This window comes from Planctomycetota bacterium, from assembly GCA_016207825.1.
GTDB lineage: Bacteria > Planctomycetota > MHYJ01 > JACQXL01 > JACQZI01 > JACQZI01.
Genome location: JACQZI010000007.1, coordinates 31,866 through 50,780, shown reverse-complemented (window position 1 = coordinate 50,780; position 18,915 = coordinate 31,866). Strand labels below are relative to the sequence as shown.

At 44.4% G+C, this 18,915-nt stretch carries 17 protein-coding genes; 4 read left to right on the top strand and 13 right to left on the bottom strand.

Annotated features, from left to right (window positions below):
- The first annotated feature begins 189 nt into the window (after positions 1–189).
- The gene (locus HY811_01940) at positions 190–987 is read left to right on the top strand and encodes a hypothetical protein (GenBank protein ID MBI4833567.1); all 798 of its coding nucleotides are present in this window, start codon (positions 190–192) and stop codon (positions 985–987) included.
- A 66-nt stretch (positions 988–1,053) separates the two neighbouring features.
- On the opposite strand, the gene HY811_01935 is transcribed toward HY811_01940, so the two are convergent.
- The 8 genes from HY811_01935 to HY811_01900 form a co-directional block, all read right to left on the bottom strand.
- Positions 1,054–1,797: a 3-oxoacyl-ACP reductase FabG gene (locus HY811_01935; protein MBI4833566.1), complete on the bottom strand. Its 744-nt coding sequence runs from the start codon at positions 1,795–1,797 to the stop codon at positions 1,054–1,056.
- A gap of 68 nt (positions 1,798–1,865) precedes the next feature.
- A complete protein-coding gene (locus HY811_01930; protein MBI4833565.1) occupies positions 1,866–2,237 on the bottom strand; it encodes a four helix bundle protein in 372 nt (123 codons plus the stop codon).
- A gap of 29 nt (positions 2,238–2,266) precedes the next feature.
- Positions 2,267–3,598, bottom strand: a complete 1,332-nt coding sequence (locus HY811_01925; protein ID MBI4833564.1) for an ABC transporter permease — start codon at positions 3,596–3,598, stop codon at positions 2,267–2,269.
- A 185-nt stretch (positions 3,599–3,783) separates the two neighbouring features.
- Positions 3,784–4,704, bottom strand: coding sequence for an ABC transporter ATP-binding protein (locus HY811_01920; protein MBI4833563.1), 921 nt, complete (start codon positions 4,702–4,704; stop codon positions 3,784–3,786).
- 3 nt (positions 4,705–4,707) lie between these two features.
- Positions 4,708–5,841 (bottom strand): 6-oxocyclohex-1-ene-1-carbonyl-CoA hydratase, encoded by a 1,134-nt coding sequence (gene oah / locus HY811_01915; GenBank protein MBI4833562.1) that lies wholly within the window; start codon positions 5,839–5,841, stop codon positions 4,708–4,710.
- Positions 5,842–5,869: 28 nt separating this feature from the next.
- Positions 5,870–7,054, bottom strand: a complete 1,185-nt coding sequence (locus tag HY811_01910; protein ID MBI4833561.1) for a pyridoxal phosphate-dependent aminotransferase family protein — start codon at positions 7,052–7,054, stop codon at positions 5,870–5,872.
- A gap of 57 nt (positions 7,055–7,111) precedes the next feature.
- The gene (locus tag HY811_01905; protein MBI4833560.1) at positions 7,112–7,837 is read right to left on the bottom strand and encodes an HD domain-containing protein; all 726 of its coding nucleotides are present in this window, start codon (positions 7,835–7,837) and stop codon (positions 7,112–7,114) included.
- 11 nt (positions 7,838–7,848) lie between these two features.
- Positions 7,849–8,376, bottom strand: a complete 528-nt coding sequence (locus tag HY811_01900; protein ID MBI4833559.1) for a nitroreductase family protein — start codon at positions 8,374–8,376, stop codon at positions 7,849–7,851.
- 206 nt (positions 8,377–8,582) lie between these two features.
- Between HY811_01900 and HY811_01895 the strand changes: the two genes are divergently transcribed.
- Positions 8,583–10,970 carry a HEAT repeat domain-containing protein gene (locus tag HY811_01895; protein ID MBI4833558.1) on the top strand — a complete coding sequence of 796 codons (2,388 nt, stop codon included), beginning with the start codon at positions 8,583–8,585 and terminating at the stop codon, positions 10,968–10,970.
- Positions 10,971–11,000: 30 nt separating this feature from the next.
- Positions 11,001–12,281 (top strand): FHA domain-containing protein, encoded by a 1,281-nt coding sequence (locus HY811_01890; GenBank protein ID MBI4833557.1) that lies wholly within the window; start codon positions 11,001–11,003, stop codon positions 12,279–12,281.
- Between the two features lie 45 nt (positions 12,282–12,326).
- Here the strand turns inward: HY811_01890 and HY811_01885 are convergent, their stop codons facing one another.
- The 5 genes from HY811_01885 to HY811_01865 form a co-directional block, all read right to left on the bottom strand.
- Positions 12,327–13,043 (bottom strand): UMP kinase, encoded by a 717-nt coding sequence (locus HY811_01885; protein MBI4833556.1) that lies wholly within the window; start codon positions 13,041–13,043, stop codon positions 12,327–12,329.
- A 7-nt stretch (positions 13,044–13,050) separates the two neighbouring features.
- A complete protein-coding gene (gene tsf / locus HY811_01880) occupies positions 13,051–13,671 on the bottom strand; it encodes a translation elongation factor Ts (protein ID MBI4833555.1) in 621 nt (206 codons plus the stop codon).
- 41 nt (positions 13,672–13,712) lie between these two features.
- A complete protein-coding gene (locus tag HY811_01875; protein ID MBI4833554.1) occupies positions 13,713–14,177 on the bottom strand; it encodes a 6,7-dimethyl-8-ribityllumazine synthase in 465 nt (154 codons plus the stop codon).
- Entirely contained in the window at positions 14,177–14,923 is a 747-nt protein-coding gene (rpsB, locus tag HY811_01870) for a 30S ribosomal protein S2 (GenBank protein ID MBI4833553.1), read from the bottom strand. Before rpsB ends, HY811_01875 begins: the two co-directional genes overlap by 1 nt.
- A gap of 89 nt (positions 14,924–15,012) precedes the next feature.
- A complete protein-coding gene (locus HY811_01865; protein ID MBI4833552.1) occupies positions 15,013–15,990 on the bottom strand; it encodes an NAD-dependent epimerase/dehydratase family protein in 978 nt (325 codons plus the stop codon).
- A gap of 246 nt (positions 15,991–16,236) precedes the next feature.
- On the opposite strand from HY811_01865, the gene HY811_01860 reads away from it, so the two are divergent.
- Positions 16,237–18,432 (top strand): PD40 domain-containing protein, encoded by a 2,196-nt coding sequence (locus HY811_01860; protein MBI4833551.1) that lies wholly within the window; start codon positions 16,237–16,239, stop codon positions 18,430–18,432.
- The last annotated feature ends 483 nt before the right edge of the window (positions 18,433–18,915 follow it).

Below are 18,915 nucleotides of genomic sequence, written 5' to 3'. Positions count from 1 at the left end.
TAAACGAGTTAACAAATAACCGTTACTTCGGGGCAGTTATAGGCGGTAGAAAGTACTGTGAACTTTTTACCGCAACTGCTTCCGGGGTGCGACAAAGATATAGCCACGGATACCCCTCTCCTTTTCCTCCCCCTCAAGGGGTGAGGTTGGGAGAGGGTGATGAATCTGTGGCAGATTGGAGAATGTACGATGAGTACGACGAAGTTACATTTAATCCTAGCGATTAACCCGCTGACCGAGGCAGCCGCAAAGATTGGCAAAGTCTGGTCAGACGGTTTGGCAAATAATGCCGAGAAGATAAACGACCGCCGGAAAGACAGTATTCCTGATGAGGTTACCTATCTATCCAAGATAGCCGAGCCTTCGGAACAGGCGTTCCGCAGTGTGCTCAATCCTGCCTTTATCAGCCGTTCAGGCAAGGATTTGAACAGCATCAACATCACGCAGGCTTATAAATCCAAGAACGCCTGGAAGAAGTATAAACGGAACTGGAACCACCAGTTTGAGACCGTTGACGGCGTCCCGGCAAAGCGCTTTAAAGACAGCGTCAAAGCCGCTGAAGATACGTTTGCGGAAAAGATAAGCGGAAGCACGCTTGCCTTTACCGGATTGAAATCCCTGGAAAGTGGACCGATAAGGATTGCGGTTTACTGGTTGACCGGTGACCCCAAAGGCAGGGGATTGCTCAGGCAGGCGGATAGGATAATCGTCCCAAGCGAGCCTTTCAATATTACCAAGGTGGAACAGCGGAACTCACTGAGGTCGCTGGTGAATTCACGGTTGATACAAAGCGGAATGGCGATTATGCACGCCTCGCTTTCCAAACCGGTGATTGATAATATGAATACTCTGGATAATTCGCTTATTCAGGGATTCATTGACCCGTCTTTAGGGCTGGAGGCGTTTACTCCGGGCGGGGCGAGCCACCTGGATTTTATCAAGGAGAATGGGCAGTTGTTTCTGTCGGTTAAAGTTTCTCAGGTATAAACGTGGAGACGTTTATAAGCTGATAGGCTGATAAGAGGGACGGTCGTTAAGACCGTCCCTTCTTCCTTATATATACTGTCCGCCGTCGACTTTGATTACTTCACCGGTAATATGGCGCGCTAAATCAGATGCAAGGAATGCCACGACATAAGCCACTTCTTCGGGCTTTCCTATCCTGCCCAGGACAATATCCGCTAATGCCTTCTGGCGGACGTCTTCCAGAGCGTTCTTAATCATATCGGTTTCAATCAGTCCCGGCGCCACGGCATTGACATTGACGCTGAATTTGCCCAGTTCGCGCGCTACGGATTTGGTCAAGCCGATAATACCCGCCTTTGAAGCGGAGTAATTGGATTGCCCGAACTTGCCCCTTAAGCCGTTGATGGATGTGATATTGATAATCTTGCCTGATTGCTGTTCCTTAAATATGGAGGCAACCGACTTGATATAATTAAAGCAACCTTTGAGGTTGATGGAAAGGACGCTGTCCCATTGTTCCTCGGTCATTTTCCAGACCACGCCGTCCCAGTTGATGCCGGCGTTATTGACGAGGATATCAAGGCGTCCGAATTTGGCAACGACTTCCTTGACCATTTTATCAGCATCAGCGCCTTTGGAGACATCCGCCTGGATGGCAAGTCCTTTCCTGCCCATTTTGGTTATTTCGGCGACGATTTTATTGGCTTCGTCCGCGTGCTTCCTGTAATTGATGGCGACGTTCGCGCCTGCCCTGGCAAGTTCAAGGGCGATTGACGCGCCGATTCCCAGGCTTCCTCCGGTTACGATGGCGCTTTTGTCTTTCAGGTCTATCATAGCAACTCCTTTGTCATATTAAAGATTAAATATCAAATAGCAAAAATACAGATTAAAATGTAAAACTATCTCCTTCCTTTAAGGGTTAAGATGCTGGATGCAAATATATTGCTGATTTCGTTCAGTTCTTTTATAAACCAAATAACATCTTCAGCGTTAGCGCGTTTTGTATCGCGTAGCAATGCAATCCATAATTTGCTCTCGTTAGCTGACTTGAGCGAAGTGTTAAAGAAATTAGTAAAATCACGTTTACTGCTGGCCGACTGCCCCTCCACATAATTCCCGATAATACTCGTTCCGCTGCGAAGCAATTGGTCGCCAATCCTCCTTGAAACATTGTCGTGCGGGAGTTTATCCAAAAACTCTACAAGCCGCAGCGTAAAGCCATATAATCTCTTCTTGAACTCATCTTTAAACTTTGAGTTGTCTCTTTGCATTTTGCTTTTTGCTATTTAATATGCGGTTGTTATTTTTGCATCCGGCGGACGACTATTTCCTTTATCGTATAATGACGCTTGATGAAAAGCATAGACATCCCTATTAATAAAACCCCCAATATAATAGGTAAAGTGAAATATTCGGTATTTGACTTAAAAACATAATCGTCTATCTGCGCTAAATAAGCGATAGGGTTTAAATAAAGATGATATCGAGCAGGAAGATCAAATACAGCTATGACTAAAGGCGGTATTCCGTTAGCAATAATTAATAAAATAAATGATACTATTGCCCCATAGTTTTTCATTAGTGTTTTAAATAGTTGCATTACTAAATAAAAGATAGCGACAGTTTCAAGGGCAACAACCAAGTGTAAAACGAGAGATTGTTGTAATGAAAAAGAACGAACTGCAACAATAAAACCTGCTATCATAATAACAAGACATATTAAAACTAATAAATGAGAAGGGGTCCTTTGATGGAATAGTTTATAAGGACGTTTTTCTGCATTTGCCCTGACATAGGCAAAATAGTCATCATAAGAAAGCGTGAGCCCAAAGATAAGCGCAAATAATAATACGATATTTGTAAATGTGTAAGCATACAAAACGGCATTAAATGTATATTCATAACGCACATTATCCATAAGAGGAAGTTGGCTATATTTCCAAATAGCCCCAACCATAAACATCTCAAATATCAGGAAGAAAATAATAGCCTGTAGCTTAGATAAATATATTCCTGCAGGATTCCTGATTTTACGGGCAACGGCAATGATTGCCCAATAAGTAAGATAGAGATAAAGTAATATGGTAAACAACGCCCCGTTTGTAGATAACCCAAAGAAGGAGGCTTCATTTATATATAGAGAACGGTAGTAATTTGCTCTGGAAAACTCTTCCCCTATTTCACGCATTAAAGGAATCGGGCTTAATGCAGAAAGGAAACGGGTTTCTTTTATATCCAGAAAGGCAGAGCTCATAATTATAATAATTATTACAGATATAACCGCGCCTCCGGTTGCTTCTGACGGTTTCTTTACGCTGATTGAGATCAATAAACCTAGTGAAGCGAAAAACAGCGTTCCTGATATTAAAACAAGGTGGAATGAAATAAGCCTGATGCCATCCACATGACCGGCAAGCCCTGATATAAGGATAAAAGGAAGGATAAGTAGCAACAAAAACCAGGCGTGTGCGGTTGAACCGATTAGCTTACCGATGGTTAACGACTTATCAGAAAGCGGGGTGAGGAATAAAAGGTCATAGGTATTTTTATCCTTTTCCCCCACAACGCATGATGCCGTGCTTGCGGCCCCATAAATAAAACCAATCAGCAGTGCGAAAACGGCATATATCATAAACAGGGCATGCCATTTTTCGATAATTCGCTCCGGTGAATTATACTCGCCCGGACCCAAAGCAAGGATGCCAATAAATAAGAATAGGGAAAAAATAATTACCCCGCTGATTATAAGAGTTCTGGGCCGTAACCTTGACCGGACATTGCGGATAATCTCCGGGTTATTAAAAAGCATATCTGCCATTACGATACCTCATGATGAGAGATAGACATAAATATCTCTTCAAGATTTTGCTTATGTTCGTGCAAAGAAACCAACTGGATATCTTTTGCGACCAATGCCTTGAGAAGCGCCGGCATATCCTCGCGCTTGCCGGAAAAGCCGATTTCAATCAGGTTGTTTTTCTCCGCCGCATAATCCACGCCGGCAAGTGTTTTAAGGAAATCCATGACCGGCGGTTTTTCCCCGATGATATCAAGATGTATGATTTTCTTGGTCTGAATGCGGGCAAGAATCTCGTCAATAGTGCCGGTTTCCACCATCACGCCCTTTTCCATAATGCCGACCGAGTTGCATATATCGGAAAGTTCGGTAAGGATATGGGAAGAAATAATGGTTGTCTTGCCCTGGGCGCTCAGTTTTTTTAGGGTATCCCTGAGGTCAATACGCGCCTTTGGGTCTAAACCGCTTGCCGGCTCGTCCAGCACGAGTATTTCCGGGTCGTGCAGGATGGTCTTGCCGAATAGCAGGCGTTGTTTCATCCCTCTGGAAAGGCCGGCAATAAACCCGTCTCGCTTGGATTCCAAATCGGTCATGGCAAGTATTTCTTTTAACCTGTTTTCTTTATTCTTAATCTCGTATGCCTCGGCAAAGAAATCCGGGTACTCCCAAACCTTTAAGTCGTCATAAAGGGAAAAGAAATCCGGCATATAGCCGACCATCCGGCGGATTGAAGTGGGATTATCGTTGATATTGATATCGTTGATAAACACTGAGCCGTGGGTTGGTTCGAGCAATCCGACCAGGGTTTTTAAGGTGGTAGTTTTACCAGCGCCGTTGGGGCCAATCAGCCCGTAGATAGCGCCTTTGGCGATATTAAGGCTTAAGTTCTTGACCGCCACCAGGTCGTCGTATTCTTTACGTATTGAATCTAATCTTATCATTTTCTATTTCGGTTTAGGGAGAACTTCGCTTATTAGTTCTTCATCAAAGTGATGCCCTTCGGCAAGGAGCTGGCGATATTTGATAAAGTCGATGACGTCTTTGCCTGTTTGCTTTTTGGTATTAAAGGCATTGAATCCGATGAATGCCTCGGTTGCCATATTTGCCGCCAGCCAGTGACGGTTGGGGAGTTTGCTCTGGTCCCAATAGAATTTCTTCTTCATCCTGACGCTATCAATTGTCTTTATCAAACATCCCGGCATCAGATTGGTAAAAGTCCAGATGATTTCGTTAACGGCTTTATCTAGGAACTCAAAATCAGTATTGGCATTTTTGACGAATTCCCTTGCCTTTGCGGCTTCATCGCCTTTCTTGAATTCGCCATAGACAATTTCCCCGTTTTCCACGTATTTATCCGTGACGACAAGCGGATTTCTGATGAATTTGCCGCTGTCCTTAATAACCGGAACGACCTTGCTAATAAGGCCAAGTTGCTTGACTTTATAGGCGCTCCACATTTCGCAGGCGGTGCAGCTCCACATCCCGTTTTCCAGACCCATAAAGAGCGGCAGGAAATCCGTGGCGCCGCCATCAGGGGCAGAGCCATGGCGCGGACCGGCTTGTCCGAATATTGCCAAATCAGATGAAACCGAGATATCGCAGGCGGTGCCGATTTCCTGTCCGCCGGCAACGCGCATCCCGTTGACGCGGCATATGACCGGTTTCTTGCAGTTTAATATGCCATCAACCATGGCATTGAATAAATCCATGTAGTTGCCGTATTCGGTCGGGTTCATTGAATAATATTCGGCGTATTCCTTGGTATTGCCGCCGGTGCAGAATGCCTTATCGCCCGCGCCGGTAAAGACCACGGCTACTATACTGTTATCCGCCGAGGCGCGTTGGAAGCCGGCTATCACGCCTTTTACCATGCCGGTGGTATAAGAGTTATATTGAGCGGGGTTATTAAGCGTAATCCATGCCGTATAGAGCCCTTTGGCTTCATTGCCTGTTTTTGGGTCGATGACAGGGCGTTTTTCATAAACTATGGTTGGCGGTTCGGTCCCGAAATGCTCTTCACTAAAAAGGAAGTGATTCTTCTTTTTGGTGTCTTTTTCCAGCCACGTAATGCTTTTCATCAGAGCCTCCTTTATTTGGTGAGTTGATTTATATAATTTTCATCTTCTTGCCGACATGCCCGCAAATATCCAGGACTTTATCGAGTTCGGTATCCGTATGGGTTGCCATGTAACTGGTGCGGATGAGAGAGCCGCCCGGATTAACCGCCGGCGGGATAACCGGGTTAGAGAATAATCCTTTTTCAAATAATGCCTTCCAGAAAAACAGGGTTTTCATATCGTCCCCGATAATAAGGGGGATAATCGGGGTTTGGGTTGGTCCGATGTTAAATCCGAGTTTTTTATAACCAGCGTGCATTTTCTTGGTGATTTTCCAGAGCCGGGTGCGCCGTTCGGGCTCTTTCTGGAGGATTTCCAGCGCCTTTAATACGGTTGCTACGCTTGCCGGCGGGGGACTGGCGGAAAATATAAGCGCACGGGCAATATGTTTGATATAATTTATAACCGGTTCCGCTCCGACCAGAAATCCGCCCAGCGAGGCAAATGATTTGCTGAAAGTTCCCATGATAATATCAACATCATCTTCCACGCCGAAGTGTTCTGACACGCCGCGCCCGTTTTTGCCTAATACGCCGATGCCGTGGGCATCATCAACCATCAAGCGGCATTTATATTTCTTTTTCAGTTTGACTATTTCCGGCAAGTTAGCCAAATCGCCTTCCATGCTAAAGACGCCATCCACTACAATCATCGCGCTTTCCGGATCCTCTAATCCTTTTAAGATGCGTTCAAGGTCTTCCATATCATTATGCCGGTATTTGATAGGCTTGCCGAAAGATAAACGGCATCCGTCAATAATGCTGGCGTGATTGTTGCGGTCGAGTATAACCGTATCGTTTTTACCGATTACGGTGGAAAGAGCCGCCTGATTTGTCTGGAACCCGGTGGAGACAATCTGGCACATTTCCTTTTTCATGAATTTGGCGAGTTTGTCTTCCAGTTCTTCGTGGATATCCAGCGTGCCGTTAAGGAATCTTGAGCCGGTGCATCCGCTTCCGTATTTTTCTATGGCTTTAATGGCGGCTTCCTTTACGCGCGGGTCCTGGGTTAAGCCCAGGTAGTTATTGGAGCCAATCATTATCATTTTCTTGCCGTCAATCAGTACTTCCACGTCCGCCCCGGACTGGATGGCTTTGAAGTATGGATAGTAACCGGCTTCTTTGGCTTCTTTAGCGCGTGTAAAACTGAAGCATTTCTGAAATATATCTGCCATAAAGAGATACAATATAACTAATAATCAAAGGCAAGGCAACTATTTTCTTATGTTTCTTTAGTTTTTGGCGAGGCCGTTTTTTGGGATTGGAATGTTAGCCATAACTTTTTCAAACAGGGCGATGGTTTTAGGGTCATACATGATGCCGGCTGTAGCTTTTAATTCTTTCAAGGCAGTTTCTCGGCTGGCTGGATGTGCTTTATACGGTCTGGACGAAGTCATAGATGAAAAAGAATCCGCCACCCGGATAATACGCGCCCCGAAGCATATCTCGTCGCCGGCAAGATTGTTCGGATAGCCTTCTCCGTTGTAGTCTTCATGGTGCTGTTCTATCATTTTTATTACTTCTTTGGAAATCTGGTTTTTTGCAAGCCTTTCCACAAAGATTGCCGTGGCTACCGGATGTTCTGTCAGGCGTTTCCAATCGCTTTCCGTGAAAGCATTCTTAGTTTTATTATAAAGCAAATCCAGCGGCCAATATATTTTTTCAAGGTCGTGAAGAAAGGAGGCCAGAGCTATTTCATACGTTTCTTTCGCTGAAGTTTTTGCCTCACGTGCGATGGCAGTAGCATAAAAAGCTACATTGCGTGAATGAGTAACGATATGGTCATAGGCATAACTTTCCCGGCTCTTTTGCCCGCCAGCAGGCTGATTGCTTAATTGGGTTTCTATCCTTTCATAAAACTTAATTATTCCATCCAGCGCTTCCTGGCTTTGCAGGATGGAATGGGTAATCAGTTCCCTCGGATTGATGTTAAGCTCAGCAAGTATTTTCTCAATCACAAAATAATATTTTACTTGTAAATCCTAATTTCGTCAAGAGGTTTCCGTATTTTATTTCTGGTTTCCTTGGAGGAAGCATACCCCATGCTTATGATAATATCTACACGGCTGGCTTTAGACAGGTTCAAAACCTTTTTTGACTTTTTTTCATTAAACCAGCCGATCCAGCATGTCCCTAAGCCTTCTTCGGTTGCCTGCATGACAAGATGTTCGCAAGCAATGCCGATATCAATTAGGTTATATTGGAGTCCCCTGAAAAACCCACCCATTCGCGCAAGATAGCCGGATGGCTTCCTGACCGCCGCGATGAGGACAGGCGCGGTTTTGGCAAAAGCAGATATGAAATAAATTCCGGAAAAAGCTGCTTCAGCAAGCTTGGTTTTCAATTCGGGACTTTCTACCACGATAAAACGCCATGGTTGTGAATTACTGGCAGAAGGCGCCAACCGAGTGGCTTCCAGGCATCTTTCAATAGCTTCACGGGGGACTATATCCGGCAGATAATTGCGCACGCTTTGACGCTTTTTTACCAGTTCCATAAAATTCATAAACATGATTTTAATTAAAAGGCGGTTTTCTGGCAAGGAAAAACGCAAGAGGTTAAATCATGCTTTTTGCTTTTTATGTAAAACGGCACGTTAGCCATTCTATAACAATAAATTACTTGACAGGTTTTATAGAGTAGTGTATACAAAGGGTTATTATAATGTCACCCTGTTTCTCCTCAGTTATAAGGAGTTTTAAAATGGAAAGTTTATTAGGTAAATCACGTTATTTTATTTTAGGGGCTTTTTGCCTGCTTATGTTTTCTTTGTTTAACACGCCTTTTTTACCGATTGCTACATCTCAGGATGATGCTGCTCAGGATGAACAGATTCGCCAGCTTTTCAAAGAAGTGAAAACGCATATGGATAAAGAAGAATATGAAGAGGCATACAAAAAATGTGAGCAGGCTCTCAGGATGAATCCCGCAGAAGATTTCCTGCGTTTTTTGCGCGATGAACTCGGGGAAGAATACCTGCGCCAGATGTTGAGCAAACCCGAAACATATCATACTGCTTTGAGGATTATGCAACTGGCTAAAGGAGTTTTGACACCGCTTATTCTTTCTACCGAAGAAATACAGGCGCTGGTTAATTCATTGGATACGGACAGCATTACAAAAAAATGGGATGCGGTTAACCGCTTGGCCTGCGTTGGTCAACGAGTTTGCCCTTATTTAATCGAAAACCTGGGTAATGAGCTGAATGCCAGATTACGGGCAAATAGTATTCATTGCCTAGAAAAGATGGGGATTGAATCGGTTTTGCCGATAATTGAGGCTTTAAACAGCAAGAATCGTTTGGTCAGGCAAAATGCTACTATCATATTAGGGACTATCAAGGATAAAAGGGCTGTGCCTGAATTAAAAAGGGTTTTAGAGAACCCGGAAGAATTATCCGAAGTGAAAACATACGTTGCCGATGCCCTCCAGAAAATTACGGGCAAATATCCGGAAACGCTTCCTTCTGCCAAGGAACTGTATTATTCTTTAGCCGAAGAGTATTACTATAGCCATCCTTCGGTTATGCTCAATCTTTACGGGACTTATATTGTCTGGCGTTGGGATGTTGAACAGGATAAAATCACTTCCCGGGATGTTCCCGAATTTTCCTATAATGAAGAATTGGCTGAAGAATGCTGTTATGACGCCCTTAAACTAGACCAGAACTTTGATAAAATAATCCCATTATTAATTAATGTTAATATGGCACAATTGGTGGAAAGCGATTTAGGGCTTGCAGCTACCCAATTACAACTCCAGCAAGGGGAAGTTACTGAAGAAATCATGAACAAATTAAAGGAAGATTTAAAACCGTCCCAGTTGGGTTCGCTTTTTGGCGCCATGGGCTCGCGTAAATATCTGTATCAGGCGTTAGCCCGTTGTTTGACTGATAGAAATGTCCTTATCGGAGTGGCATGCGTGGACGCACTTTATAGTTGCGCAACTGATGATGATTTGCCGCTACCCCCGATTAAAACGCCTACAGCGGAGGAGTTGAATAAAATGACTCCGGAAGAAAAAAACGCCTGGGTATTAAAACGCACTCAGTGGGAACAGGAAAGCATGCGTAAGCCGGGTGCTTCACTTGTTAAAGCCTTGGATGATGAGGATAAACGCATTCGTTATGCAGCAGCCAGGTTAATATTGAAAATCGCTCCGCGGCGTCATTTCCCCGGCGACGAAAAAGTAATGCCGGTGATTTTAGAAGCTCTAGGTGAATCCGGAGTCAGGGTTGTTCTTATTATTGAAGATAACGAAGAGATAAGAGCACGTTTGAAGAAAGAATTACTGAAATTGAATTGTTTCCCTGTTGAAACAATGACCGGCAAAGACGGTCTTTTACGCGCCAAGAAGTTTCCTTCAGAAGACTTGATAATTCTTAACGCCAAAATCGCCAACCAGGTCACTTTTTCCGTGGTTACGCCGTTAGGGACCGAGGTTGTTGAAACAGTGTTTGACAGCTTGAAAAAGGATTTGCGGACTAAAGACGTTCCTGTTTTTCTCCTGACCGATAAAGACAATGTGGAAACAGTTCGTTCCGTGTTTAAAGAAGAAGCGCAGGCTTATTTGGTTAAGCCAATCGACAGGGTTATTTTGGAAGAAGAATTAAACAAGGCTTTCAGTTCCGAAAAGGCCCAGCGTGATAGCAAAGCTAGGGCAGAAGAAATTGCCCGCCTTGCGGCTGAATCGCTTGCAAATCTTGATTTGGTTAATTGCGTTTATCCTTATCTAAGTGCGAGTGATGCACTTCTCGGCTCGCTGGAATCGCGTCCTGATGAAATCAGAATTCCGGTCCTGAAAGCGATCGGCAGGTTCGGAGACAAAAAATCAATCGATCCGCTAACCAGGGTTTTTCATAATATGGAAAATAAACCGGAAATCAGGATTGCTTCCTGCGACGCTATGGCTGAAATATTCAGGTTTACCAAGGAGTCTATCCCGCTTGAGACGTATAAGATTCTTAAAGACGGTATTCAGGAAAGCGATTTTGCCGTTCAATCAGCGGTTGCCAGGGTTTTCGGAAATGCCGTTTTGACTCCCGAACAGCGTAGGGAAATATTTGAAATAAAGAGGCTTCACCCAAAATAGATTTCCGTTGTATTACATCTTTGTTTTATTATGCCTAAACTGATAATTACCCAAGGAATGCAAACAACAGGGTTTCTCGTCAAAAACGACATCACGACTATAGGTCGTACAGATGATAATAACCTGCCTCTCAAGGATATAAAGATATCCAGAGCGCATTGCCAGATTGTCAAAACTCCTTCCGGCTATAAGATAGTTGATTTAAATAGCGGTAATGGGACACGTGTTAATAACGAAAAGATAAAGGAACGAGTTTTACAGGATAAAGACCTGATAAAAGTTGGTGATGTGCAGATAGTTTTTGATGCCACTGAAAGTTCCTCGGCAAGCCAGTCTCCTGTCAAAGTGCCTGTAAAAACTTCAGCTTCTGTCGCTCAGTCGGATATGGATCACCAGCAAACCGTGATAGTGAAACCGGCTGTTGTCGTTAAAGCTGTTTCTACTGTCAGCAAGCCTTCTGTGGCTAATGGCGGGGTAAAGACTGCTGGTACGCCTATCTCAGTTAAGCCTTCAACCATACCTGCCAAAAAAGGCGCTGGCGCCAGTTTTTCAAAGTTATCCGGATTAAAGAAACCGGGGAAACCACTTTCATCCAGGAAAACTAAAACAGGAAAAGCGAACGGTGATGATAATTCGGAAGAAAATGGTTCTTCTGTCGCCAAGCCCAAAAAATCGAATACTCTCCTTATCGGCATAATAAGCGCGGTGGTTCTTGTGGTTATTATCGGAACCGTTTTAATGATGGGCGGCTCCAAAGATAAAGGCAAAGAGGAATCGCCCGCAAAATCAGAAACGAAGGAATTATACGAAAAAATACAAACAGCTTCCCAGAAAGGCAATTATCAGGAAGGGCTGGAGCTTTGTGATAAGTTTTTAGAACGGTACAAGACTTCAAAGCTTGCGTCTAAGGTAAAAGAAACCCAGGAAGATTTGCAAAAGCGCATGGCGCGTGAAACAGAAGCGCAGTTACAGTGGAAACCGTTAAAAGCCGAAGCCGATGCGGCCGGGACTGATGAAGCCAGCGGTGTTTTGGCTAAACTGAAAACGTTTGCTGAAAAGTATAACGGGACTCAGGCAGCAACCTTTGCTGTTGACGAGGCAGAAAAACTTCAAAACTTGATTCAAATGACCAATAGTCCCGCAAGGCAATTCAATGAATTGCGTGCCAGAATTTACCGTGAGCTGGTTAGCCAAAATAAATACGATGAAGCCATCAAGGAGTTTGAGGATTTCATGAAACAGAATTCCGGCGATTCCATAATTTGCGAACAAATCAAGCAAGAAGTCAACCAGCTGAAAGAAAAGAAGTAGTTACGTTCAAGAAGAAGCAAGCTCTTATTTAAATACGCACAATATTTAGGAAATAACAGTCCCGATTTTTCCGCCTTTGACGACATTCAGAATATTACCGGGTTTTTTCATGTTGAATACGATGACGGGGATTTTATTTTCCATGCAAAGCGTGATGGCTGTTGAATCCATCACTTTAAGCCCTTCGTTTAACACCTTCATATAGGAGAGTGACTTATATATTTTGGCTTGCGGATTTTTCATCGGATCATCATCATAAACGCCGTCCACCTTGGTGGCCTTAAATATTACATCTGCATTGATTTCCACGGCGCGTAAAGCCGCCGTGGTATCCGTGGTAAAATGGGGATTGCCCGTGCCGGCCGCGAATATTATCACCCGCCCTTTTTCCAGATGCCTGATGCTGCGCCTCCTGATAAAAGGTTCGGCGATTACTTCCATCGGGATTGCTGTCAAGAGTCTGGTTGGGGTCCCCATCTTTTCGATGACGTCTTGAAGTGCCAGTGAGTTAATGATTGTGCCGAGCATACCCATATAATCTGCGGTTGCCCGGGTGACGCCAAGTTTGCTTAATTGAGAGCCGCGTACGATATTGCCACCGCCTACGATCACGGCTAATTGGGCTCCGGTCTGGGACGCAGAAACGATTTCCTGAGCGATGAATTTTATCTCGTTGATATCAATGCCTTTGCCGCCGGTGTGACAGAAACCTTCTCCACTAATTTTGAGAAGCACCCGTTTAAACTTCGCGCTTTTGGGCATGGAGAGATTATTCCTTGCCTATTTCAAACCGCCTGAATCGCTTTACCACGATATTTTCGCCGAATTTAGCGATTTTATCTTTGATTAAATCCTGTATCTTTTTAGCATCGTCCTTGACAAATGCTTGTTCTAAAAGGCAGCGTTGGGTGTAAAATATCTTTTCTATTTTTCCGTCAATTATCTTTTCGGTAACGGCCGCCGGTTTTTCCTTGCCTTCTTTCTGCTGCTGTTCCAGGACTTCCTTGCGGAAATATTCTTTTTCCTTAGTAATTACTTCAGGCGGTATTTCCTCCCGGCAGACATAAATCGGATTCATGGCCGCAATCTGCAGGGAGATTTCATGCAGGAGTTCCTTGAACTCCTCGTTATTAGCCACGAAATCGGTTTCGCAGCCCAGTTCCACAAGGACCCCGACTTTGCCGTTGGAGTGTATGTAAGAACCGACCCGTCCGGCGGTGGTTGTTTTACCTTGTTTCTTTTCCGCGAGTTTTACTCCGCGGTGCTTTAAATAATCGAGTGCTTTTTGTATGTCCCCGCTGCTTTCAACCAGGGCTTTTTTGCATTCCATTACGCTTGTCCCGGTTCTTTCGCGTAACTCTTTTACGGATTGAGCGCTTACTTCGGCCATTTTATATCTCCTTTGCGATGCGTAAAACTACTAAAATATCGTTACAACTGTTCCACGAGGTTTGCCATTTCAATGGCTGCCTCGGCTGCCTGCGCGCCTTTGTTGCCTTTCTTGATTCCGGCGCGTTCGATGGCGTCTTCCAGCGTGTCGGCCGTGATAATCCCGAATTCCAACGGAACGCCGGAAACCAGGCTTACCTGTGCAATTCCCTTGGCAGTTTCGCTGGCAATGTAATCAAAATGGGGCGTGTCTCCCCGGATAATTGCGCCTAAACATATGACCGCGTCGTATTTCTTCTTGCCGGAAATCTTCTGGGCAACCAGGGGAATTTCAAAAGAGCCGGGGGTCCAAACCACGTCGATATCGGTTTCCTTGACGTCATGGCGCAAAAGTCTATCCATTGCCCCGTCCAGAAGCTTCTTGGTCAGGAGTTCGTTGAAGCGGCTGACGATGATGCAGAAACGTTTCTTATCTCCGGACAATTTTCCCTGATAAACTTTGCCCATTATTTTGCCTCCTTTACTTTCTTAGGTTTTTCCTTTTCCAAGGGGGTGACTTTTTCAATCTTGGCGTTTGTTTGCCCTTCGATAATCGCATCCGCCATCTGTTTTAAAACCAGGTTTATCGCGCGCATGCCGTCATCATTAATGGGGATGACGATATCCACTCCGGTCGGGTCGCCGTCCGTATCGATTAATCCGATTGTTCTTATTTTCATCGCTTTGGCTTCCCTGATGGGTATTTTGCTGTCTTTATAATCAACGGCAATCAGGGCATCCGGCAGGCGTGCCATGCTTTTTATCCCGCTAAGGTTGCGCCTCAGTTTTGCCAGTTCCCTGTTAAACATCGAGATTTCCTTCTTGTTATACCTGGAAAGCGAGCCGTCTTTTTCCATGGTTTCCAACTCTATCAGCTTGCTCAACCTACTACGGATAGTGTTGAAATTAGTGAGAGTTCCTCCCAGCCAGCGTTCGCTGACATACGGCATGTTGCAACGGGTAGCTTCGTCTTTGACCATTGCCTTGATTTGCTGCTTGGTCCCGACAAAAAGGACGATGCCGTTTTTCTTGGCTACTTCAGCCAGATAATGCTGGGCAATGACCATACCTTTCAAAGTGTGCTTGATATCGATGATATGGGTTTTGTTCTGCTTGCCGAAAATAAACTGCTTCATCCTCGGGTTCCAGCGGCTGACCGTATGCCCCAGATGGGCGCCTGCCTGAATTAATTCTTTGACCGATGCTAATTCCATTTTGTTCCTTTCAATATAGTATTTTTGGAGATATCAAAATTATATATATTACTTAATAGAAGCAGAGATGTCAACATAATTTTAGCGTGTCAAATCCAGCCGTTTTCCTTATACCAGAGGGCCGTTTTACGGAAGCCTTCCTCGAGCGGTATGGATGCTTTAAAGCCGAAATCCCGGTAGGCCTTCTCTGCCGAACAGCCCCAGAGCATCTGTGCCAGTTCCCTTGCCTTCTGGCGGTTGAAAATGGGCGTTTCTCCGCTGAAAGCGCACACCGCTTCGCAAACCGTGGCCGCCGCGGATAAAAACCGGTCGGATAAATACAGGGTTTTGGCCTTTTTGCCGATTGCCTGCTCGGTCAGGTTTGCCAGGTAATTGGTCTTGACCGGTTCCTCATTGGCGATAAAATATATCCCGCCTTTTGACTTCTGGCTCGCGGCGGCGGATATGATTCCTCTGGCCAAATCATCTATATGAATCAGGCTGACGTGCTTGGTTTTGGAAAATACCGGTTTTACGCCAATGGACACCGCCTGGAAATAGAAATACAGTCCCGTATCGCGCGGCCCATAGACCACCGGCGGACGGATGATGGTTATGGGCATAAAATCCCTGTATTTAGTCACCTCCAGCTCGCCTTTTAGCTTGGTCTGGCCGTAATCCGTAATCGGGCAGGGCTTGGCATCTTCCGTATGGCAGATGTTCCCCGCGCACGGGCCGACCACGGCTAAGCTGCTTATATGGACGAATCTGGATAAATTGCGGTTATGTTGGAAGGTTGCCTCTATCAGGTTCTTTGTGGCTATGTAATTGCCTTTCTCGTATTCGGCGCGGTTGGGGGACTTGATTACTCCAGCGACGTTGTAGATGATATCCTTGGATTTGACCGCCTCGATGAGCGAATCCTTATCCGCCATCTCCCCGTAGATGTAGTTGACCTTGAGATTGGAAAGCCATCTCAGGTTGCTTTGCTTACGCACCAGGCAAAAGACCTCATCGCCTTGTTTGAGCAGGGTTTCTGCGAGGTGACTGCCGACAAAACCCGTTCCACCGGTAACTAAAACTTTCATATAGATTAATAAAGTAAGCGGATTTAACTGACAGTAAACTTGTTAATTATTATCTACCACATCCGCTTAATCCGTGTACGAAATATTATCATCTAACCATTAAAACTGACTGAAGGCAATAAAAATAAACTGCTTGCCTTGCTCAATATGTTTTGGAAAGGTAATAAACCATATAAAGCATTAAGTATTTCTATTGACAAATATGCCCGTTTTGAGTTAAAATATTATTAAAAGAAAAGAACCAATATGAAAATTTGTTTCCCACCTAAATATTACTTGTTCACGACCATTACTACAATAATAATAAACTTGATTTGTATTATTTGTTTCACTGGAGTCAGAATCACTGCCGAAGACTCTCCGACGGATAAAAACACGCAGATTGCGGTAGATTTCTATAAATTGGGCGAGCAAAAATTCAACGAGAAGAAATACGATGAGGCATTGAATCTTTTCAGCAAATCGTTGGAATATGTTCCTGATTTTATGAAGGCTTTGGTTAAAGCCGCAGAAACCTGCGAATGCCTCAAAGATGAAATAAGCGCATTAAAATACTATAAAACGTGCCTTCAAATATTGGAAATAAAAGAGGATTTATCGGATGAAGAAGTTAAGATTAAAGATAAGGCGGAAATCAAAATAAAGCAGATTGGCGCTTTTGAGGAGGCTTTGGTAAAATGCGGACAGGAGATTACGGCGGAATTGTTGCTATTAGGAAAGGAAACGATTGAAGAACTGGATTATCTTATTGCTGCGGATATATTTAACTTGGTATTGAAAATCGACTCCGGTATTACGGTGGCAGAAGATTCGTTGAAGCAGGTTGCATCTCTGGAAAAAGAGGAAGGGGTTTCTTCTAATGTAAATAAAGAACTGGAAAACCTGTATTACGGGCTGGGGCAGAAAAGCCTTGCGGAGTCGAAATTCAAGGAGGCCGAAGACTATTTCAGGAAAACCTTGGTTAACTCCGAAAATCCGTTGCCCGTATACATGAAATTAGCTGAGGCTTGCGAGAAATTAAATGAATCCGTCAAAGCGACAAAATACTATCGCCTGTCTTTGAAAATACTGGAAAACAAACGCAACCCGACAGCGGATGAAACCAAAACGCTTAATTCGGTCAGGCAGAAAATCAAGCAGTCGGATAAATTCGGGAAGACTTTCGCTAAAATAAAAACAGAAGGAGCCAAGAAATATTTGGCGCAGGGAAATACTGCTCTTAATAAAGGATACCGCTATTTTGCCGCCCAGGCTTTTATGATGACGCTAGTAATTGACCCGGAGAATCAAAGCGCGACAAAATCGCTTGAATCGCTGGAAAAGTTTAAGGTGAAGGTGGATAGCATTGGCGCCCGGGATAACCTGCCTGAATTAATCAAACAACTGGGTGACAGTTTCTCGGAGAAACGGGAGTCAGCCCATAAAAGGCTAATCGCCCTCGGGAGTGAATTAATCGTCAAATACTGGGAGACCCTTTATGCCAAGAAAAATACCCAGGCGGTGAAAGCGGATTTCAAGAAATTGGTTAAGGCGTTGCAGGATGCCGAACAGGATAAGGACCAGGAGGTGAAAGCCCGTGCCAATCAAGTTCTTCTCGCCCTCTGGGAAAGAGTCAAGCCGAAGATTCTTTTTGCGTCATCTACCCAGCCGCATCAGATTTGGATAATGGATACTGACGGCAAAAACAAGAAGCCGCTTACTAATACCGAAGCCAATAATAGTGCTGCAACTTGGAGCCGGGATGGGCAAAAAATAATATTCGTTTCTAATCGAAAAGGAAATCAGGATGTTTATATCATGGATGTGGATGGCGAAAATTTGAGGCAACTAACTAATGATGCGGCTAATGAAGGCATCTCTGATTGCAGCCCGGGCGGAAAAAAAATCACCTTTTCTTCGGATAAAGATGGCTCCACTAAAGTTTATTTAATGGATATGGACGGAAAAAACCAGCAAAAACTAATCGACCAGAATAATAGTTGTGTCGGCCGATGGAGTCCGGATGGGAAAAAAGTTGTTTATGAGGCAGCTGATGGCAAGCAATACCAGCTTTATGTTATGGATATTGCTGACAAAAAGACGGTTAAGTTAACTGATAGTGCCGGAGATAATTCGAATCCTAGTTGGTCGCCGGATGGCAAAAAGATCGCGTTTTGTTCAGACCGGGACGGTACGGCTGGAGACATGTTAAGCCGCCGGATTTATGTCATGGATGCCGATGGGAAAAACCAGAAAATGATAACTCCGGTTAATGGGAATGGCCCGTCATGGAGCCCGGATGGCAAAAAGATTACTTTTCTTTCCTGGACGGGCGGCGATATGGGGGTGCTGGTGATGAACGCAGATGGCTCTGGCGTTCAGGTATTAACCAGGGGAAGCAATCCTTCCTGGTCGCCGGTGTTTGAAGAGCTAATTGACTGCTTTGAATCCGAAGGTAAATAACTATCAATCCTCTCCGTGTTCTCTGCGTAGCGTAGCGAAGTCCCGACTTTATGTCGGGGCGATGAAAAAAGCTATATCGACAAGACCGGAAAATACGTTTGGGAACCGAGTAAATAACTGTCTAATACTATATTGTTCTTTGAGTTGTTTTGCCATGTCCTATTATGATTATATGCTGCCATAATAACGGTAATATTGAGCCGTGCCATCGGTAATATTAAGCTATACAAGCGGTGGTTTTGAGCCATTACGTAGGCGGCTTTGAGCCATAGCATCGGTAGTCTTGAACCGGCATAATAGTAATCTTGAACCATGCCAGCGGAGATTTTAAACCATAATAACAGCGGATTTGAACCGCTACTCTGGAGGAATTAAATAGTCATAAAGGTGAGTTTGTGTTATAACGGAGGTGTATTAGTGCTGTTATGGGGGTGCTATAGGTGGGTAGGACAGGATTACTGCCTTTTCCCCCAACCTCTTATT